Genomic DNA, 17,990 nt, shown 5'->3' on the forward strand with positions numbered 1-17,990 from the left:
GGGCGGCGGAGGTCCGCGCCTCCGCAGCCCCACCCGTCCCGGGCCGCACGGCGGTCATGAATAGGCCGGGAAAGGGGTGGTGTTGGCGAAGGTGACGTAGCCCTCGGCATAGTGCCGGCGGTGCCGGCCCGACTGGCTGTCGTCGCCCATGAGGGCGTCGGGAGAAGTGGTGTCGTAGTCCAGACCGAGCCTGCCCTCCTCGGCGAGGGTCTGGGTGCGCAGGAGCAGCGACCGCAGGTCCAGGCCCAGTTCGGCGGCGACGGTGTGCAGGTCCAGATTGGATCTCCAGCTCCACACCAGGACGGAGTCCATGCTCGGTGACCAGGTCACGGTGTTCTCGGTGTCGAAGTCCGAAGCATCCTGGAAGCCCTGGGGCGGGGGCGCCGAGAGCAGACTCTCCTTGCGCTGATGGGGGAGGGGCGACGACGGCATCTCGTATTCCGCGGCCTGGTCCGGTGCGGGTGCGTTCGCGGCGTGGCCGAGCGCGAGCTGCTCGGCGGATTCCGGCGGCGCGGACAGGACCCCGGCGCCCGGCGCCTCGGCGGTCTCCCGTTCCTTCGCCTGGGTGGCACGCGAGAGCAGGTCCTGGGCCACGTCCCGCGCGTCCGTCTTGCCGACGGTGCGCCGCGCGAGACGTACCTCCCGCTCGCCGAGACCCATCATGTTCGCGACCGTTTCGTCGTTCCCGACCGTGACGGCGAAGGCCGCGAGCGTGCGGCTGCGCTCGATCTGCAGTTCGTCCAGGAGGGCCTGGGCCTCTCCGACCTTCTCGTCGCAGGCGCAGAACGCTTCGGCCAGTACCGAGTTCCGGTCCCAGTATTCGCGTGGTTCCATGAGGTCGCTAACTTGGATTAAGCCGACTAGAGTGCTCTATTCGATTGAAAGCTACCCGAACAGACCAATAGGGCATACCTGTGATAATCGTGCCGAGGGCCGGTGAGCGGCCAGAAGCGCTTCGAGTGATATCACGCCACTTGCCCCGGGCCCGTCTTTCCGACCCGGCTCAGGAATCGGACGATTGTTCCGCGTCTCCGGCCGCGTCCCGGGGCGTGTTTTCGGGTGCGTCTTCGGCCGTGCCCCCGGCTGCTACTTCGGCCGTGTCCGCGACTGCGTCCCCAGTTGCGTCCCCGTTCGCGTCCCCGGCTGCGACTCCCGCCGCGTCCCCGGCTGCCTCTTCGGCCGTGTCCGCCGCCGCGTCCCCCGCCTCCCGGCGGCACGATGCGAGGTTGTCGCGTACGGCGCGGGTGTCCGGATGGGCCGGGCCCAGCACCCGCCCGTAATCCTCCAGCAGTGCGGCGAAGGCGGTCGCGGCGCCGGCCGTGTCTCCTTCGTCGAGCCGGCACAGAGCGAGGTTGTTGTGGGTGACCAGCGTGTCGGGGTGGTCGGGGCCCAGCACCCGCGCCCGGTCGGCCAGCAGCTCGGTGAAGGCGGTCGCCGCGCCGGCCGCGTCCCCCGCCTCCCGCCGGCACATGGCGAGGTTGTTACGGGCCGTCAGGGTGTCCAGGTGGTCCGGGCCCAGCACGCGCAGATTGTCCTCCACCAGCGCGGCGAAGACGGTCGCGGCGCCGGCCGTGTCTCCCGATCTCCCCTGCCAGTACGCGAGGTTGCCACGGGTGATCAGCAGGCGGGGGTGGTCTGGGCCCAGCACCCGGAGCTGATCCTCCAGGACGGCCTCGAAGGCCGCCCTGGCCCCTGCGGCGTCCCCCAGCTTCCCCCGCCACGAGGCGAGGCTCTCACGGGTCGCGAGGACACCGGGGTGATCCGGCCCGAGCACCCGTGTCTCGTCGCGGAGCAGGTGCTCCATGGCAGCGACGGCCCCTGCCGCGTCGCCCGCCTCCCCCAGCAGGTACGCGTGGTTGTGACGGGTGGCGAGCACGCCGGGGTGGTCGGTACCGAACGCCCGGCCGAGAGCGTCGGCCAACTCCTCCAGCTCGGCCGCGGCGCCGGCCGCGTCTCCCGCCTTGCCCCGCCAGTCGGCGAGGTGGGCGCGGAGGGCCAGCGTCTCCGGATGTCCGGAGCCGAGGCGGCGCGCGGCTCCGTCCGCGAGCCGCTGGAAGTGCAGGACGGCGGCTCCAGGACGGCCGCTGTTGCCGAGGCTCTCTCCGACACGCTGGTGCAGACGGTGGGCGTCGGGCCGGTGGAGGGCGTCCCCGGCGTACGCGGTGAGCGCTTCCGCGTTGGAGCGGAGGGTCTGGGCCAGAGCGGCGTCGGCCTCGGTCGCGGGCCAGGCGGACACCAGGGCGTCCGCCGCGGTACGGGCGATCCGGTCGAACTGGTCCGGCGCCAGGGTGTCCCGGGTGGCGCGCTGGATGAGCTGGTGCACGCGGACGGCTTGGCGCGGGTCTTGCGGCGTGTGGTCGATGAGGCTGAGCCGGTGCAGGGCCCGCAGCGCGAGCCCGGCGTCCTCGGCCGAGACCGCGGCCGGCTCGCCGGTGCCGCCGTCCGCGGCGGCGGTGCGGTGCTCGCCGAGGTGGGCGAGGGCGGGCCCGGCCGTGAGAACGGAGGCGGGGATGCCGTTCGGGCCGAGGAAGGCCCCCAGCTGGAGCATGGGGCGGGCCAGGCCCGACGGGCGGACCCGGTCGGCGCGTTCGACGGACAGGGACCAGGTGGCGGCCACGGTGGCGGTCTGGTCGTCGGGCAGCGCGCCGGACTCCGGCAGCAGGTCGGCCAGCCTCCTGATCCGGCCGGCCAGCAGCTCTCGGTAGGAGGCGCAGGTCAGGTCCGCGTCGATGAGGTAGGCGGCGGCCTGCGCCAGGGCGAGGGGCAGGTGTCCCAGGTCGGCGGCGAGGCCGCTGATCTGATCGGCCGGCTCGTCGCGGTCGTGCGAGGCCAGGACGGCGGTGACGTAGGCAGCGGATTCCCGCGGCGTGAACAGCCCCACGGCCACCCGGCGCCGGCCCGCTCCGGTCAGAGCCGCCTCGCGGCGGCGCGTGGTGACGAGGGTACGGCCGTGACGGCCGGCGGGCGGCCACCAGCCGCGCAGGTCTGCGGGGTCGGCGAGGTCGTCAAGGACGATCAGCCACCGGCACGGGCGCCGGCCCGCCTTGGGTTCCAGCCAGGCCAGGAACGCCCGCGCGGCCTGCTCCGGATCACCGGGGTCGGCGGCGAGGACCTCCACACCGGCCTGCGCGTACCCGGCGGCGATCGCCGAGCGGCTGCTCGCACTGATCCACACGAGGACGTCGACCTCGCCGCCGTCCCAGGCCGCTCGCGCGTAGTCGGCGGCCAGCTGGGTCTTGCCCACCCCGCCGGTCCCGGTCAGCACCTGGGTGAGCACGGCGGTGCCCCCGGCGCCGGCCGCCGCCCGTACCCGGTCGGCCTCGGAGCGGTGCTGGAAGGACTGGGCGCGCGGCGGGATCACGCCGACCTGGTGCGGCCAGGCGGCCGGCGTCCTGGGCGGGGCGTGGTGGTGGACCTGCTCGGCGTGGCCGACGGCGATGCCGCCGTGGTCGGCGATCACGTCGCCGCTGTGGCGGCGCGGCGCGGCCGAGGGGGCTCCGGGTCCGCTCAGTCCTGGCGCGGACCCGGCTGGGGAGGGTTTCCCAGCGTCACGTCCCCCATGGTCACGGCGGCGGCGGACCCGTGGTCGGCCCGGACGTTCACACCTCCGCCGACGGCGAGTCCGCCGGGGCCGGCCGACACGCCGCCGGGGGAGGCCCGCCCGGCCAGCAGGGCACGCAGCTCCTCCGCGACCCGGTCACGCTCGACGTCCTCAAGACCCTCGAGCAGCGCTTCGATCCGGCTCTGCCACGCCGCCTCCTGGCGGATGCGCACCGTCTCCGCCTCGGCGGGCCGCGCCGCCGCCAGCTCGCCCGCGGTCCGGTCGAGCCGTTCGAGTTCGGCGTGCTCGCGCCGCGGATCTCCCCGGCCGAACCAGCGGGCCACCTGTCGGCGTATCCCCGCCCACGCCTCCGTGCCCGCGGCCTGCGCCACCGCGGTGCCGCCCGCCGCGGCCAGCGCGGTCATCGCCTCCGACAGCATCCTGGCTCTCCCCCTGACAGAGCGGTCCGGTACCGGAGCACGCACCGGAGCGGTGCCTTCGCCCTGTCAGTCCACCAGACGGGCGCCGCTGTTGTCACCGGTTCCGGCAGGAGCGGCGCCCGCGGTGCGGCGCGCCGGGCCGGGGGAGCGCGAGCTCGGGCCGGGCGTCCAGGCCGGGGCGTTCTCGTCGTACGGGCGGGCGCGGGACGGCAGCGCGGGTGTCAGCCCTGGCGGCCGGGAAGCATGGAGAGGGCCTGGGAGCGCCGCGCCACGAGCTCGGCGTAGGTGCCGTCGCGCTCGGCCCAGCGGTGCTGGAGCACCCGCTCGACCAGGATCTCGTCGGGCGTGGGGTTCTGGGCGAGCAGCCGCATGACCTCGTCCGCGAAGTCGCCGAGCGGCAGGGCGTTCGGGTTCACCTTCTCCTGTCCCGCCGCGGCGACCGCCGGCGGGACGAGTTCGACGACGCCGACGCCGCTGCCGTCGAGCTGTGCGCGCAGTGCCTCGGAGTAGGCGTGCACCGCGGCCTTCGAGGCGGCGTAGGTGGGCATGGGCGGGAACGGCAGGAACGCGATGCCGGAGGTGACGGTGACGAAGGTGCCGGCGCCGCGCCGGAGCAGGTGGGGGGTGAAGGCGTCGATGATCCGGACGGTGCCGACCAGGTTGGTGTCGATGGTCGTCCGCGCCGCCTCGAAGTGCGCCGGGTCGCGCAGGTCCTCCAGGAGCATGACGCCCGACATGGTCACCACGGTGTCAAGACCGGGATACCGCGCGAGTACGGCGTCCCGGGCGCGTGCGACGGAGGCGGCGTCGGTGACGTCGACCTCGAAGGCCCCGATGCCCTCGCCGGTCTGTTCACGGAGCGCCTGGGCGCTGCGCCCGCCGACGGCCACGGTGCTGCCCGCAGCGGCGAACCTGCGGGCCAGTTCCCTGCCGATGCCGGAGGTTCCGCCGACGATGAGGACGGTGCGGTCGGAGAGATCCACGGGTCTTCCCTTCAGTGCGGACCGGTCCCGGCCGCCTGAGGCGCTGGGCCTCCGGGGCCGTTCGGCCGGTCGTCTCCTGCTCTTCCCGAGCAGTGCCGAACAGTGGTCCCGCAAGTCTTGACCGGCCCAGGAGAGCGCGGCAGGGCCCCCGTCTCCCCTGGTCCCGGCAGGACCCCCTCAGCCGCACGCGGCGCCTTTGGGCATTGGCGCTTGAGGGGCGGCTCCTCGCCGGCCCCGGCGCCCACCGAAGCACGACGCCGACCCAGCCGAACCAGCCGAATGCACCGAACCCGCCGAGGGCGACGGCCCGCCGAACCCGCCGGGGGTGACGGACAACCTCCCGGGGCCCCGTGCCGCGGAACGATCCGGGCGACCGCCCGAACGCCGCCAGGACTGGAACCGGACGTCAGAGCTGTTGGGCGAGCCAGATCCCGAGCGCCACGAGGAGCGTGACGATCACGAAGACGATCAGCCGCTGCCGCAGCAGCCGCGGATTGGCCGGCCTGCGGCCCGGCGCGGTGTTCCGGGCGCCGGTACGGCTCTTGCCCGGCGCCTGCGGCGGGCGGGCCCCGCCGGTGCGCGGTGCGGGCGCCTGGCGCTGCCTCGCCGGACGCCCGGCGCCCGTCGTGCGCGACTGCGCCTGGGACGAGTGCTCGTCGCGGTCCGCGGTGGTCGCGGCGCGCCGCATCGAACGCTCCGTGTACTGCTCGGTCGGACGCTCGGCGATCCGGCGCTCGCGCTCGGGCATCCGCCCCGTCGGCACGTCCTGCGGCTGCGGCGCCCGCTCGCGCTGCGCCGGGGGCCTCGGCTCGCTCAGCCCCTGTGCCTCGCGCGCCGCGATCTCCTTCAGCCGCATCGACAGCTGGAGAGTGCTGGGCCGGTCGCCCGGGTCCTTCGCGAGGCACGCGCGCAGCAGCGGCGCCAGCGTGTCCGGCACACCGCGCAGCTGCGGCTGCTCGTGCACCACCCGGTACAGCATGACCTCGGAACTGCCGTGTCCGAAGGGCGAGTCGGCCGTCGCCGCGTACGCCAGCGTGGCACCGAGGGCGAACACGTCGGTGGCCGGGGTGACGACCGCCCCGCGCACCTGCTCAGGCGCGAGGAACCCGGGGGAGCCGACGGCGGTGCCCACGTGCGTCAGGGTGCTCGCACCCGTCGCCCACGCGATGCCGAAGTCGATGATGCGGGGGCCCTTGGGGGAGAGCAGGATGTTGGACGGCTTCAGGTCGCGGTGGACGACGCCCGCCTCGTGCACGGCGACCAGGCCTTCCGACAGGGCGGCGCCGACGGCCGCGACGTCCGAGGCGGACAGCGGCCCCTCCTCGGCGACCTTGTCGTGCAGCGACGGACCCGGCACGTACTGGGTGGCGAACCAGGGCCGCTCGGCCTCCAGGTCCGCGGCGACCAGCCGCGCGGTGCAGCCGCCCCGGATGCGCCGGGCCGCGGACACCTCGCGCGCGAAACGGGACCGGAACTCCTGATCCTCCGCCAGGTCGGGTCTGATGACCTTCAGCGCGACCCGCTGTCCGCGCCGGTCGGAGCCCAGGTAGACGACGCCCATCCCGCCGGCGCCGAGGCGCGGGTGGAGACGGAAGGAGCCGACGACTCGCGGGTCCTCGCGCCGGAGCCGCATCATCGCCATGTCCATCCCCGCTGCCCGGTCGACCGTCTGACGTCGCACAGCTTACGTACACCCGCCCCGGCGTGCTCACAGGCCGCGCCCTGACGGTCCGATCGATTGTCAGTCCGGCGCGCGCGGGCCCGAGGAGCGGTCAGCAGTACTGCCGTTCGGATTCGCTCGGGCGGGCCGGTGCACCAAGAGGCCTCTCGGGCAGGCGGGTTGGACCGGGCGGGGCGGTGGGGACGGCCCGCGGTGCAGGTCGGCCCGCCGACGGCGTCCGCACGCGGTGACGGGAGGGCGCCGGCCCCGGACCGCGCGGCGGGCAGGTCCGCGCGGGGTGAGCGATGTCACGCGTGCGCCCGCCCACCGATGGCCACGCGCGGGCCCACTGGAGCCCGGTGCCGGGGGACCGCCGGCCCCCGGGGGCGGCACGGCGAACCCCGAGAGCCCGCCGCCCGGAGTCCACCCAGGGGAGTACTCGCCGGCGCGCCGGGTCATCCCCTGGGAGGCGTACCAAGCCGTGCGCGGGCATGACGACCGGATGCCCCCGCGTCCCTAGTGTTGAGGTCAAGCGGCGGGTCCAGCACTCGTCCCCCGAGGTCAGGTACCCGCCGCTGTAGGACTCGACGGGAGAGGGACCATGGCGGACACGGCTGCGCGGACCACGCTGCGCGCCCAGCGGAAGGCTTTCGCCGCGCTCGGCGTTCGGCCGTCCGGCACGCGTCACCCGCTGGTGGCGGTCGCCATGGTCCTCCCCCTCGCGGCCCTGCTGGTCGTCGTGTTCGGCGGCTGGAGTGCAGTGGTCGAACAGGCGTCGTCCGTGGGCGTGATGCTGGGGCGCTGAGCGCGCTCCGGGTCCGGGAGAGCGGTCCGGGCCTGGCACATCCGGCCAACAGCCCCGTGGGGACGGGGGTGCGGCGGACGGCAGCGTTTGGCCGGTCAGCTGGGGAGCTGACCGGCCATCGCGTTTCCCGGACTCGGGTCGCCCACCGCCATGCGTGCCGGCGCCCACGCCTCCGAACCCCATACCGTCGGAAAGAAGCCCACACCGCCGGAAAGTCCTCAGGCGTCCGGCGCCCAGTGTCCCCAGCCGGTCCAGCCGCTGCCCGGCGGGCCGTGGGCTGGGCCGACTTGCACGACGCGTATTACCGCGAATCATGGCATGCGGGGCGACATCCGCCCCGGTCCGCTCAGCTCACTCCCCGGGAGTCCGTCATGGCCGATCTGCCACCTCCGCCCGCACCGGTCCTGGAGCCCGCAGCCAAGGCGCTGGCCGAGGCCACCTCGTCCCACCCCAGGATCTACGAGGTTCCGCCGGAGCAGGGCAGGGACATCCTGGCGGGCCTGCAGACCGGAGAGGGCGTCGACAAGCCGGCCGTCGACGAAGAGTGGGTGACGGTCGACGCGGGCTCGCACGGACGGGTTCGCACCCGGATCATCCGTCCCAAGGGAGCGGCCGGAGACTTGCCTGTCGTGCTCTTCATCCACGGCGCGGGCTGGGTGTTCGGCGACGAGAACACCCACGACCGGCTGGTGCGCGAGCTGGCCACCGGTGCCGGCGCCGCCGCCGTCTTCCCGGTCTACGACAGGGCACCGGAAGCGAAGTACCCGACCCAGATCGAGCAGAACTACGCCGTGGGCAAGTGGGTCGTGGAACACGGTGCCGAGCACGGCCTCGACGTCTCCCGCGTCGCGGTGGCGGGCGACTCGGTCGGCGGCAACATGGCCACTGTTCTCGCCCTCATGGCCAAGGAACGCGGAGACGTGGACCTGAAAGCGCAGGTGCTGCTCTACCCGGTCGCCAACGCGGACTTCAACACCGCGTCCTACCTGCAGTTCGCCGACGGCCACTACCTCACGCGGGACGGCATGATCTGGTTCTGGGACCAGTACACGACCGATCCCAAGCAGCGCGCCGAACCGTATGCCTCCCCCCTGCTGGCGCCCCTCGAACAACTCGAGGGCCTGCCCACGACCCTGGTCATCACCGACGAGGCCGACGTTCTGCGTGACGAGGGCGAGGCATACGCCGCGAGGCTCCGCGAGGCCGGCGTCGACGTCACGGCGGTGCGCGTGCACGGCATCGTGCACGACTTCATGATGCTCGACAGCCTGCGTGACTGCCGCGCCGCGAATGTGGCCCGAGAACTGGCCGTCGCCGCCCTCAGGAAGGCCCTCGCCGGCTGACCGGAAGCCTCGGGCGGCGGGGGACCCGGCCAAAGCGGTCCTGAGCCGGTCCCGGCCCTGAGCGTCTGCACCACGGCCCGCTCCTGAGCCTCCCGGGCCGCGGGCCTGTCGTCGGCGGACGGCCGTCGGCGTGCGGTTCCGCTCCCGCGGACGCCCGGGCGCGGACACTCCCGCGGACGCCCGGCCGCGGACATCGGAGCCGTCCCCGCCGCCGGCGCGCAGGGCCCCACTCGTGAGCAACGCACCACGGTTCCGGCCGGGCCGCCCTCGCTCCCGGCGAAAGCGGGCCGCGTACGCTCCCGGTGGACGTACGGGAGCCAGGGGGAGAGTTCATGACCGGCGACGGGCTCCTGCCCGCACTGCACCGCCTCGCGCGCGAGACCGCCCACCCCGCCGGCGCCTGCCCGGCCTGCGGACGCGGAACGGTCCTCGCCGACCGCCCGGACGCCGCCGTCGTGCGGCACGGCGCTGCGGTGGTGAAGGCCCACGCCGACGGGACCGACCCGGGCGCGCACCGCGTCCGCCTCGCCCTCGCGGGCCATCCGCGGCTCGCCGGGATCTTCCTCGCACCGCTGCGGCCCGCCGCCGAGCGTGTACACGGCCGCCTGGTCACGGCCTGGCCGTACGGGGTGCCCGTCGACCCGGAGGACCCCGACGCGGCGCCCTGGGAGCACGCGGCGGAACTCCTCGCCCGCCTGCACGCCGTACCGCTCACCGGGCTCGCCGGCGCGCTGCCCGGGCCGGTCCCGCCCATGCGCGCGCCCCTCAAGGTGACGGCGGCCGTGTCCCGTATGCGCGCCGCCGCCCCCGCGCACCCGGCCGCCCGCGCGGTCGAGCGGGCCCGTGACGGGCTCCGGCTCGCCGGGGGCCCCGCCGGGCCCCTCGCCCTGTGCCACGGCGACCTCCATCTGGGGCAGCTCGTCCGCGACCGTGCGGCCGGGCGGTGGCTCCTCATCGACGTGGACGACATCGGCGCGGGCGACCCGGCGTGGGACCTCGCGAGGCCCGCGGCCTGGTTCGCGGCGGGGATGCTGCCGCCCGGGGTCTGGGCCCGTTTCCTCGGCGCCTACCGGGCCGCGGGCGGCACCGCCGTGCCCCGGGACGGGGACCCCTGGCCGCGGCTCGAAGGGCCGGCGCGCGCCCTCGTCGTGCAGACCGCGGCCCTCGCCCTCGCCAAGGCCGCCGAGGAGGGCCGGGAGCCCGACGAGGTCGAGGAGTTGATGATCGGGGCGTGCGTACGGATCGCGGCGCTGGGCCCCAACTGACCGCCGCGGCAACCGCCTGGGCCGGGTACGCGTCGTCGTAGGGTGACACGACTGTCCACACGCCGAGGAGCTGAAGCTGGATGAAGTGCCCCAAGTGCCATGCGGAGATGCACACGTACAACCGCAATGGTGTCCAGATCGAGCAGTGCAGCGGCTGCCGGGGGATCTTCCTCGACTTCGGTGAGCTGGAGACCCTGACCCGTATCGAGTCGCAGTGGTCCCAGCCGATGCAGCCCGGCCCGCCGCCGGGCCCCCCGGCGACGGCGCCCGGCCCCGCGTGGGGAGCCCCGTACGGCGGTCACGGCGGCGGTTACTACGACGGTCACGGTGGGCACCACGGCCATCACAAGAGCTTCACCCGGATGCTGTTCTCGACCTGACCGCACGAGCGCGCGGACGCCGACGGGCCCCGCCGGACCGGATGCGACGGCTCCGGTTCGCCGGGGCCCGCCTCCGGGAAGGCCGAGGCGCGGGGCGGGCTGGGAACGGCACGGGGACGGCCGGGAAACGACGAAGCCCCGGCGGACGAATCCGCCGGGGCTTCCCACTGTGCGCGATACTGGGATTGAACCAGTGACCTCTTCCGTGTCAGGGAAGCGCTCTCCCGCTGAGCTAATCGCGCAGGTCACCACCGAGGTGGCTGCTGCCGCGTGCGCGATACTGGGATTGAACCAGTGACCTCTTCCGTGTCAGGGAAGCGCTCTCCCGCTGAGCTAATCGCGCGGGGAATCCTTGCGGACCCAGTGGACGATACTGGGATTGAACCAGTGACCTCTTCCGTGTCAGGGAAGCGCTCTCCCGCTGAGCTAATCGTCCTTGGAGGTGGAGACGGGATTTGAACCCGTGTAGACGGCTTTGCAGGCCGTTGCCTCGCCTCTCGGCCACTCCACCAGGAGTGCGCGGGGGATGAGTGGTACAACCCCCACATCGAGCGGACGACGAGATTCGAACTCGCGACCCTCACCTTGGCAAGGTGATGCTCTACCAACTGAGCCACGTCCGCCTGTCGTTTCCGGTCCGTTTTGCGTGCCGGGCGACGGAGTGAACTCTAGCGGATATGAGGGCCAGCACAAAAACGCGTTTACGCAGCGTGCTGAGGGCGCGGCCCGCGCGGCGCCCCGCGGGCCCGCTTCCGGGGGACGGGCACGGGGCCGACCCGCCGCTCGCGGTAGCGTCGGAGGCGTAAGGGGCGAGTGGGAGGATCGGTGGCATGAAGATCTGGGTGAACGGCGGACTGCGCACGGCGGACGAGGCCCAGGTGTCGGTCTTCGACCATGGACTGACGGTCGGCGACGGGGTGTTCGAGACACTCAAGACGGTGCAGGGCCGCCCGTTCGCGCTCACCCGGCACCTGGACAGGCTGGCGCGCTCCGCGCGCGGCCTCGGCCTGCCGGAGCCGGACCTCGACGAGGTGCGTGCCGCGTGTGCCGCGGTCCTCGAGGCCTCGCCGATGCCGCTCGGCCGGCTGCGCATCACGTACACCGGGGGCGTCGCGCCGCTCGGCTCCGACCGGGGCGAGCCGGACTCCAGCCTGGTCGTCGCGCTCGGCGAGGCCCACCCGTCGGCCGCGAGCACCGCCGTGATCACCGTGCCCTGGGTACGCAACGAGCGCGGCGCCCTCGCGGGCCTCAAGACCACCTCGTACGGCGAGAACGTGGTCGCGCTCGCGCGGGCCCACGAGCACGGCGCGTCCGAGGCGCTCTTCGCGAACACGGTCGGCCGCCTGTGCGAGGGCACCGGCACCAACGTCTTCGTCGTCGTGGACGGCGAGCTCCACACCCCGCCGCTCGCCTCCGGCTGCCTCGCGGGGATCACCCGGGCGCTGACGGTCGAGTGGGCCGGAGCCCGCGAGAGCGACCTGCCGATGGACGTCCTCAAGAGCGCGGAGGAGGTCTTCGTGACCTCCAGCCTGCGCGACGTCCAGGCGGTGCACCGCGTCGACGGCAGGGATCTGGGCAAAGCGCCCGGACCTGTCACGGCCAAGGCGCTGCGGATCTTCCAGGAACGTGCCGCCGCCGACTCCGACCCGGCCTGAGCCGGCGCACGGGCCGCTGCGGGGCGGGGTGACGCCCGCCGGCGCGGCCGGGTAGAACAGCGGCGTGACCACCACCCTGCGGCCGACCGGGCCGCGCCAGGAGACCCCGGACGGCGTCAAGTCCCGCACGTATCAGGTCTGCGTCAACGGCCGTCCCGTCGGGGCGGTCGAACTCGGCACCGATCCCGCCTTCGGCCCCACCGCGGGCGTCGTCCACGCGCTGCGCATCGACGAACCCGACCGGCGCAGGGGCCGCGGCACGGTGGCCGCGCTCGCCGCCGAGGAGGTGCTGCGCGGCTGGGGATGCCGTCAGGTGCTGGCCTCCGCGCCCGCCGGCGCCGAGGCCGCGGGGCACATGCTGACCGCGCTGGGCTACGGCGAGCGCAGCCGGAACATGGTGAAGGACCTGCCGCCCGCCGCCCCGCGCCTGCCCGCGGGCGTCACAGAACGGGCCATGACGGCGGCCGAGTTCGGCCAGTGGTCGGCCGACGCGGACGCCCATTTCGCGGCGAACTGGGCCCGCCGCGGCATGACAGGGGAGCAGGCCCGCGCCAAGGCGGAGGCGAGCCGGCGGCAGAACCTGCCGGACGGCCTCGCGACGCCCGGCGCCGTCTTCCGCGTGCTGGTCGCCGGGGGAGTCGCCGTCGGCCGGGTCTGGACCGCCCGGCAGGAGCTCACCCCGGGGAGCCCCGGCGCGTACGTGTACGAGGTGGAGGTCGCCGCCGGCAGTCGCGGCCAGGGGTACGGGAGGGCGCTGATGGGCGTCGCCGAGGGGGTGGCCCTGGGCTGGGACGCCACCGCGCTCGGACTGCACGTGTTCGCGGACAACACCCCCGCGGTCCGGCTCTACACGTCGCTCGGCTACCGCGTGACCGTACGCCACTTCGTCAAACAGCTGATCTGAGCCGGCGCCTCCGGCCCGGCGTGCGGCCGGGCGGAATTTTCGTCAGGAGGCCAGCAGCCCGTCCACGATCTCCTCGATCCGCTCCCGCACCCCGTCCTGGCTCCTGCTCGCGTCCAGCAGCTGTCCGCCGACCTCGTACGTGGGCGTCCCCCTGACGCCGATGGCCTTGCCCTCCGCGTGGTCGGTGTCGACCACCAGGATGTGCCGGCCGTCGACCAGCGCGGTGTCGAGTTCCTCCGCGTCGAGGCCGAGTTCGCGCGCCACCTCGACGAGCACCTCCTCGCCGCGTGCGCCGAGCGCGTCCGTGCGGGCCAGCACCGCGGCCGCGTAGGCCCAGCCGGCGCCCTGCCCGGCCGCCTCCTCGGCGGCCTGCGCCGCGGCGAAGGAGTGCTGGTGCTTCTCCAGCGGGAAGTGCCGCAACCGCAGCTCGACGCGGTCCCCGTACCTCTCGCGCAGCGCGTCGAGGTCGCCGAGGGCGAGCCGGCAGTCGGGGCACTGGAGCTCGCACCACACGTCGAGGACGACGGGCGCGGCCGGGGAATCGTTCATGGAAGCAGTCTTTCAGGAGTGCCTCCGGCCGCCCAAACGGGACCTGGGAAGGACCTCACCCCCGACTTCCCCCTGAGGTCCGCCCGGATCGTGGCCCCGACGGGGATCTCGGGTGCAGGATGGAGGGGTAGATACAGGTTCGAATTCGACAGGCCGATGCCCGGCTGCCAGAACGCCAGGAGGACCGGATGATTGCCGAGACCATCTGCGCCGCGGTCTCCGCCGCGGGGCTGGGGATCGCCGCGGTCACGGCGTACCGCAAGCGGTTCCTGACCGCCACCAAGATCGCCGCGTTCGCGCTCGTCCCGATCGGCCTGGCGATGACGGGTGTCGTCAAGTGGGTCGCCCACACGGCCTTCAGCCCGACGGCCTGGGCCGGTTTCGGGGTGCTCGCCATCGCGGTCGTGCTCTTCCTGATCACCCGGGCCGTCGACCGGCGCTCCGGGATGACGCGCAAGGAGCGCAGGCAGGCCGCGAAGGCCCAGCGGCGCGACGCGGTGGCCCCCGCGGCGTCGGCGCCGTCCCTGGGAGCGGGCAGCAAGCAGGCCGCCCAGGCCGCGGACGCCGCGCAGCCCAAGGGCGCCACGAGGCAGAAGCCCGACGACTTCAGCGACATCGAGGCCATTCTCAAGAAGCACGGCATCTGACGCGTCCCGGCGGACGGGCTCGCGGCCTCGTGGCGATGAGGCCCGGGCGGCGCGCGGGCTGGCAGGCATGGACCACGAGATGATCAAGGATGCTCAGATAACGGGCGGCCACCGACGATTTCGGATGAAGTCCTTGCGATAGGTGTTCTGTTGGTCGGGAGCACTCCGTGAGCTGGGTCATGATCTGTCCGAGATGCTCGATACCTCCGGGGATCAGCCCCCCGCACCGCCGGAACAGTACGTTCCCTCCGAAGAGCAGCGAGGCTGTCTCTTCGCACTGTCCCAGCCGCCCCTGATGATCTTCCTGGCCGTGGTCGGCACACTGATCCTCGCGGCGGCCCTCCACGACCTCTTCGTGCTGTGAGCGCCGCCAGGCCCCGCGGGGCCCTCCCCTGTGCCAGGCCCCGCGGGGCCCTCCCCTCGCCGTGCTCCGCGTCAGCCCGACGCGGCCTCCTTGCGGCGGGCCCGGTAGGCGGCGACGTGCAGCCTGTTCCCGCACGTACGGCTGTCGCAGTAGCGGCGCGAGCGGTTGCGGGACAGGTCCACGAAGGCGCGGCCGCAGTCCGGCGCCTCGCAGCGCCGCAGCCGCTCCTGCTCGCCCGCGACGACGATGAAGGCGAGCGCCATGCCGCAGTCCGCCGTGAGGTGGTCGGCGACCGAGGCGCCCGGCGCGAAATAGTGCACGTGCCAGTCGTAGCCGTCGTGGTCGGTGAGCCTCGGCGTGGTGCCGGCAGCCGCGACCAGCTGGTTGATCAGCGCCGCGGCCGAGGCCGCGTCGGGCGCGGCGAACACGCGCGCGAAGCGCTCGCGCACGTCGTGCATGGCCGCGAGGTCCCGCGCGCCGAGGTCCGTGACATCGCTGATGTGGTGGTCGTGGACGAAGGCGGACAGCGCGCCGAGGTCGGCCAGACCGTCGGCAGGACCGCCGCCCGGCATGCCTTCCGGCGCGGTGTTCACCAGGTCGACCAGGGTGTCGAGGGCGATCCGGGTGTCATGGGGGATCTGCACGGTCCGACTCTAGCCGCCGCCGCTCCGGGCAGCGGGGGCCGAATCCGGCGGCTGCCGGGAGCCGCCGGCCCGCCCGCGGCGGCTGCGCGGACGCTTCCGCGCCCGCGGGGCGCACCGGAGCGGGAGAAGGCCGGAGAGCACGACGGCGCCGCGGCCGCGGTGGATTCCGCGGCAGCGACGCCGGTCGGGCTCATGCACGCTGTTGTGCGCGGTGCCGCCCCCCGAGTCGGACGGGACCGAGCAGCTCTCGGCCTGGCTCAGCTCTCGGCCAGGATGTGTGAGAGTTCCGTATCGAGGTCGAAGTGACGGTGCTCGGTGCCGGGTGGCACCGCGGCGTCCGTACGCTTCAGGAAGGATTCGAGCGCCCGCGCAGGGGCTTCGAGCAGGGCTTCGCCCTCCGGGGAGCTCAGGGCGATGCAGACGACGCCCTGACCGTGGCTGCGGGACGGCCAGACACGGACGTCGCCGGTGCCGGTGGGCCGGTGCAGCCCCTCGGCGAGCAGGTCGCGGGCGAAGACCCATTCGACCGTCTCTTCGGCTCCGGTGTGGAAGGTCGCGTGCACGGCGTAGGGATCGGCCGTGTCATACCGCAGGCCCGCTGGTACAGGCAGTGAGGACTCGCTCGACACAACGAGGCGCAGGTGCAGCTCGCAGCTGACCGTGGTGTTCATAAGCGCCAGGGCCTTTCGCTCAGTGTGCGCTCGGGGATTCGCACGTCGGCGAAATCGACATGCCACCTACGGTGCCGTTGTAAACCCCTCTGACCCTTTTGTGATGGTTGAGGCCCCTCGTATGGCGGTGGGTGGTTTTGTCTGATTCGGCCATTCCGGTGAACCGCTCCCGTCGAGTACCTTGAGATGTATGAATACGGAGAGTGACGACACGGGGCTCGGGTCCCGTGCCCCCGAGTTCATCAAGGCATCGAGACCGCTGCACCTCGGCTGGCGGGTGGGTGTCTTCGCAGTGGGGCTCGCCGTCGTCGCCGGCGGAATCCTGCTGCTGCCCCTGCCCGGCCCGGGCTGGCTGGTCATCTTCGGCGGCATGGCGCTGTGGGGGACCGAGTTCGTCTGGGCGCAGCGCGTGCTGCGCTGGGCGAAACGCAGAGTCACCGAGGCCGCGCGCAAGGCGGCCGACCCGAAGGCCAGGCGCCGGAACACCGCGATCGCCGCCGTCACCGTGGTGATCATCGGCGTTCTCGTCGGGCTCTACGTGTGGCAGTTCGGCGCCGTGCTGCCGTGGGGGATCGGGCGGTGAGCGGGCCGCAGGGCGGCCGGCGGGCCGCCGATGCGCGGCCGGGCGCCGGAAAAGCGGTGCCGGGGCACCCCTGACATGGGGTAATGTATGCCGCGAGCACGGGCGATTAGCTCAGTGGGAGAGCGCTTCGTTCACACCGAAGAGGTCACTGGTTCGAACCCAGTATCGCCCACCCGTCACGAGGCCCCCGGGAGATCTTTCCGGGGGCCTCGTCATGTGTGTGTCCGCGACGCCGCGCGTACCAGTGGCGTGTTCCGTGGGCCGCGCGGGGCCACCTCGCCCGGACGGCGGACAACGGCACACGGGCAACGGCACGTGGTGGGCCCGGCACGCGGGCAACTCGTGCCCGTGGCAGGCGACTCGGCGCGGTGGCCCGCCGACGGTGGCCGATCCGGCCCCCGCTGACGGAACGTCGGAACATCTCGTCGTACCGGGGAGTGCGGTGAGCACCGGCCCGCGGGTTCACCGGCCCGGACGCCCGGGCGGCGCCAGGACCGTACGCGGAGGCGGCGCCAGGACCGTACGCGGAGGCGGCCCGGACCCGTACGCGGGGGCGGTGCCCGGCGGGGACCGGGTGCCGCCCCACGCGGTTTGAAGGAGAGCCGAGGAGACCTGTATGGTTCAGTCCGTTGCCGGGCGATTAGCTCAGTGGGAGAGCGCTTCGTTCACACCGAAGAGGTCACTGGTTCGAACCCAGTATCGCCCACCGGAAACAGGCCGGTCCGTCCCGACGGACCGGCCTTTCGCATGGCCGGACGGCGGCCCCCCGGCCCACCGACGAGCGCCGTCTCACCCGGCCGTCGCCGGGAGGTCGGGCGGCAGCGGCCAGCCCTCCGCCGCGCGCGTCCTCGCCCGGGTGCCGCCCCCGGCGAACCAGCCCAGCGGACGCCGGGTCGCCGCGATGTGCCACGCCCCCTGGAGGCGGTGCAGTTCGATGGCCGTCAGCCGGCCGAGCCGGGCGGCGAACCGCCGCCCCACCGCCCGGGTCACCTCCAGCGCCGCCAGCGCGGAGGCCGCCGGGTCCCGGGCGTCCGCCGCCTCCACCCCGTAGCGGGCGCACAGCTCGGCGATCCCGGTTCTGCCCGGTCCGCGGTGGTGCAGATGCCCGTCGAGCACCCACGGGTCAAGGACGCACAGCGGCGCGGGCTCCACGTAGCGGGCGAGCCGGGACGCCCGGTGCCGCCACAGCTCGCGGTCGACCACCGTGAGGCCGTAGGAGGCGTGCGGTACCACCAGGGGCACCCCCGCGGCGCACGCGCCGCCGAGCGCCCTGCCTATCTCCTCCACCACCGGCGCCGGCCACCGGCCGTTGCGGTGCAGGAAGTCGTCGGTCAGCCCGTGCGTCCCCGGCACCGGTACCCCCGGGTCGACCAGCCACGCGCGCACCCGCGGCGCCCGGTCCGGCGCCTCCTGTGTGACGAGTGCCGCGGAAACGATCCTGTCGCCCTCCGCGTCCCTCCCCGTGGTCGCGGCCCCGAACGCGGCCAGCGGCCCCTCGTACCACAACGTCATTCACGAACTCCTCTGGCCCACAGGGCACATGGCCGTTGATCGGG

18 protein-coding genes and 7 tRNA genes are annotated in these 17,990 nt (G+C 73.9%); 11 read left to right on the plus strand and 14 right to left on the minus strand.

Annotated elements, in window-relative coordinates; genetic code table 11:
• Nucleotides 1-54 precede the first annotated feature (54 nt).
• The 5 genes from LCE31_RS13350 to LCE31_RS13370 form a co-directional block, all read right to left on the minus strand.
• Nucleotides 55-834, minus strand: coding sequence for a hypothetical protein (locus tag LCE31_RS13350; protein WP_225014444.1), 780 nt, complete (start codon nt 832-834; stop codon nt 55-57).
• A 169-nt stretch (nt 835-1,003) separates the two neighbouring features.
• On the minus strand, nt 1,004-3,460 hold the full coding sequence (gene fxsT, locus LCE31_RS13355; protein WP_225014445.1) for an FxSxx-COOH system tetratricopeptide repeat protein: 2,457 nt from the start codon (nt 3,458-3,460) through the stop codon (nt 1,004-1,006).
• 47 nt (nt 3,461-3,507) lie between these two features.
• Entirely contained in the window at nt 3,508-3,981 is a 474-nt protein-coding gene (locus tag LCE31_RS13360; RefSeq protein ID WP_225014446.1) for a hypothetical protein, read from the minus strand.
• A gap of 221 nt (nt 3,982-4,202) precedes the next feature.
• Nucleotides 4,203-4,964, minus strand: a complete 762-nt coding sequence (locus LCE31_RS13365; RefSeq protein ID WP_225014447.1) for an SDR family oxidoreductase — start codon at nt 4,962-4,964, stop codon at nt 4,203-4,205.
• A 406-nt stretch (nt 4,965-5,370) separates the two neighbouring features.
• The gene (locus LCE31_RS13370; protein WP_225014468.1) at nt 5,371-6,606 is read right to left on the minus strand and encodes a serine/threonine-protein kinase; all 1,236 of its coding nucleotides are present in this window, start codon (nt 6,604-6,606) and stop codon (nt 5,371-5,373) included.
• Nucleotides 6,607-7,225: 619 nt separating this feature from the next.
• On the opposite strand from LCE31_RS13370, the gene LCE31_RS13375 reads away from it, so the two are divergent.
• The 4 genes from LCE31_RS13375 to LCE31_RS13390 all read left to right on the plus strand — a co-directional run bounded on the left by LCE31_RS13375 (nt 7,226) and on the right by LCE31_RS13390 (nt 10,417).
• Nucleotides 7,226-7,429, plus strand: a complete 204-nt coding sequence (locus LCE31_RS13375; protein ID WP_225014448.1) for a hypothetical protein — start codon at nt 7,226-7,228, stop codon at nt 7,427-7,429.
• 371 nt (nt 7,430-7,800) lie between these two features.
• Entirely contained in the window at nt 7,801-8,772 is a 972-nt protein-coding gene (locus tag LCE31_RS13380; RefSeq protein WP_225014449.1) for an alpha/beta hydrolase, read from the plus strand.
• 332 nt (nt 8,773-9,104) lie between these two features.
• Nucleotides 9,105-10,037, plus strand: coding sequence for a phosphotransferase family protein (locus LCE31_RS13385; RefSeq protein ID WP_225014450.1), 933 nt, complete (start codon nt 9,105-9,107; stop codon nt 10,035-10,037).
• Nucleotides 10,038-10,117: 80 nt separating this feature from the next.
• Entirely contained in the window at nt 10,118-10,417 is a 300-nt protein-coding gene (locus LCE31_RS13390; RefSeq protein WP_225014451.1) for a TFIIB-type zinc ribbon-containing protein, read from the plus strand.
• A 170-nt stretch (nt 10,418-10,587) separates the two neighbouring features.
• Here LCE31_RS13390 and LCE31_RS13395 read toward each other — a convergent pair.
• The 5 genes from LCE31_RS13395 to LCE31_RS13415 all read right to left on the minus strand — a co-directional run bounded on the left by LCE31_RS13395 (nt 10,588) and on the right by LCE31_RS13415 (nt 11,040).
• A tRNA-Val gene (locus tag LCE31_RS13395) sits at nt 10,588-10,659 on the minus strand.
• Between the two features lie 29 nt (nt 10,660-10,688).
• Nucleotides 10,689-10,760 (minus strand) — tRNA-Val (locus LCE31_RS13400).
• A 21-nt stretch (nt 10,761-10,781) separates the two neighbouring features.
• A tRNA-Val gene (locus LCE31_RS13405) sits at nt 10,782-10,853 on the minus strand.
• Between the two features lies 1 nt (nt 10,854).
• Nucleotides 10,855-10,928: transfer RNA gene (locus LCE31_RS13410), tRNA-Cys, on the minus strand.
• Nucleotides 10,929-10,967: 39 nt separating this feature from the next.
• A tRNA-Gly gene (locus LCE31_RS13415) sits at nt 10,968-11,040 on the minus strand.
• A 207-nt stretch (nt 11,041-11,247) separates the two neighbouring features.
• Between LCE31_RS13415 and LCE31_RS13420 the strand changes: the two genes are divergently transcribed.
• The gene (locus tag LCE31_RS13420) at nt 11,248-12,072 is read left to right on the plus strand and encodes an aminotransferase class IV (RefSeq protein ID WP_225014452.1); all 825 of its coding nucleotides are present in this window, start codon (nt 11,248-11,250) and stop codon (nt 12,070-12,072) included.
• Between the two features lie 64 nt (nt 12,073-12,136).
• A complete protein-coding gene (locus tag LCE31_RS13425; protein ID WP_225014453.1) occupies nt 12,137-12,976 on the plus strand; it encodes a GNAT family N-acetyltransferase in 840 nt (279 codons plus the stop codon).
• A 42-nt stretch (nt 12,977-13,018) separates the two neighbouring features.
• Here the strand turns inward: LCE31_RS13425 and LCE31_RS13430 are convergent, their stop codons facing one another.
• On the minus strand, nt 13,019-13,525 hold the full coding sequence (locus LCE31_RS13430) for a DsbA family protein (protein WP_225014454.1): 507 nt from the start codon (nt 13,523-13,525) through the stop codon (nt 13,019-13,021).
• A 188-nt stretch (nt 13,526-13,713) separates the two neighbouring features.
• Here LCE31_RS13430 and LCE31_RS13435 point away from each other — a divergent pair, with 188 nt between their 5' ends.
• Both LCE31_RS13435 and LCE31_RS13440 read left to right on the plus strand, forming a co-directional pair.
• On the plus strand, nt 13,714-14,172 hold the full coding sequence (locus LCE31_RS13435; RefSeq protein ID WP_225014455.1) for a hypothetical protein: 459 nt from the start codon (nt 13,714-13,716) through the stop codon (nt 14,170-14,172).
• A gap of 193 nt (nt 14,173-14,365) precedes the next feature.
• On the plus strand, nt 14,366-14,536 hold the full coding sequence (locus LCE31_RS13440) for a hypothetical protein (protein ID WP_225014456.1): 171 nt from the start codon (nt 14,366-14,368) through the stop codon (nt 14,534-14,536).
• A 71-nt stretch (nt 14,537-14,607) separates the two neighbouring features.
• On the opposite strand, the gene LCE31_RS13445 is transcribed toward LCE31_RS13440, so the two are convergent.
• On the minus strand, nt 14,608-15,180 hold the full coding sequence (locus tag LCE31_RS13445; RefSeq protein ID WP_225014457.1) for a CGNR zinc finger domain-containing protein: 573 nt from the start codon (nt 15,178-15,180) through the stop codon (nt 14,608-14,610).
• A 257-nt stretch (nt 15,181-15,437) separates the two neighbouring features.
• Nucleotides 15,438-15,851, minus strand: coding sequence for an SsgA family sporulation/cell division regulator (locus LCE31_RS13450; RefSeq protein ID WP_003959770.1), 414 nt, complete (start codon nt 15,849-15,851; stop codon nt 15,438-15,440).
• A 190-nt stretch (nt 15,852-16,041) separates the two neighbouring features.
• On the opposite strand from LCE31_RS13450, the gene LCE31_RS13455 reads away from it, so the two are divergent.
• The 3 genes from LCE31_RS13455 to LCE31_RS13465 all read left to right on the plus strand — a co-directional run bounded on the left by LCE31_RS13455 (nt 16,042) and on the right by LCE31_RS13465 (nt 17,140).
• Nucleotides 16,042-16,434: a TIGR02611 family protein gene (locus LCE31_RS13455; RefSeq protein WP_225014458.1), complete on the plus strand. Its 393-nt coding sequence runs from the start codon at nt 16,042-16,044 to the stop codon at nt 16,432-16,434.
• Between the two features lie 100 nt (nt 16,435-16,534).
• Nucleotides 16,535-16,606 (plus strand) — tRNA-Val (locus LCE31_RS13460).
• A gap of 462 nt (nt 16,607-17,068) precedes the next feature.
• Nucleotides 17,069-17,140, plus strand: a tRNA-Val gene (locus LCE31_RS13465).
• Between the two features lie 83 nt (nt 17,141-17,223).
• Here LCE31_RS13465 and LCE31_RS13470 read toward each other — a convergent pair.
• Complete coding sequence (locus LCE31_RS13470; RefSeq protein WP_225014459.1) at nt 17,224-17,946, minus strand: 3'-5' exonuclease; 723 nt, start codon at nt 17,944-17,946, stop codon at nt 17,224-17,226.
• Between the last annotated feature and the right edge of the window lie 44 nt (nt 17,947-17,990).

Origin of the sequence: Streptomyces sp. 8L (genome assembly GCF_020176795.1) — a bacterium.
In the GTDB taxonomy this organism is placed as follows: Bacteria; Actinomycetota; Actinomycetes; order Streptomycetales; family Streptomycetaceae; genus Streptomyces.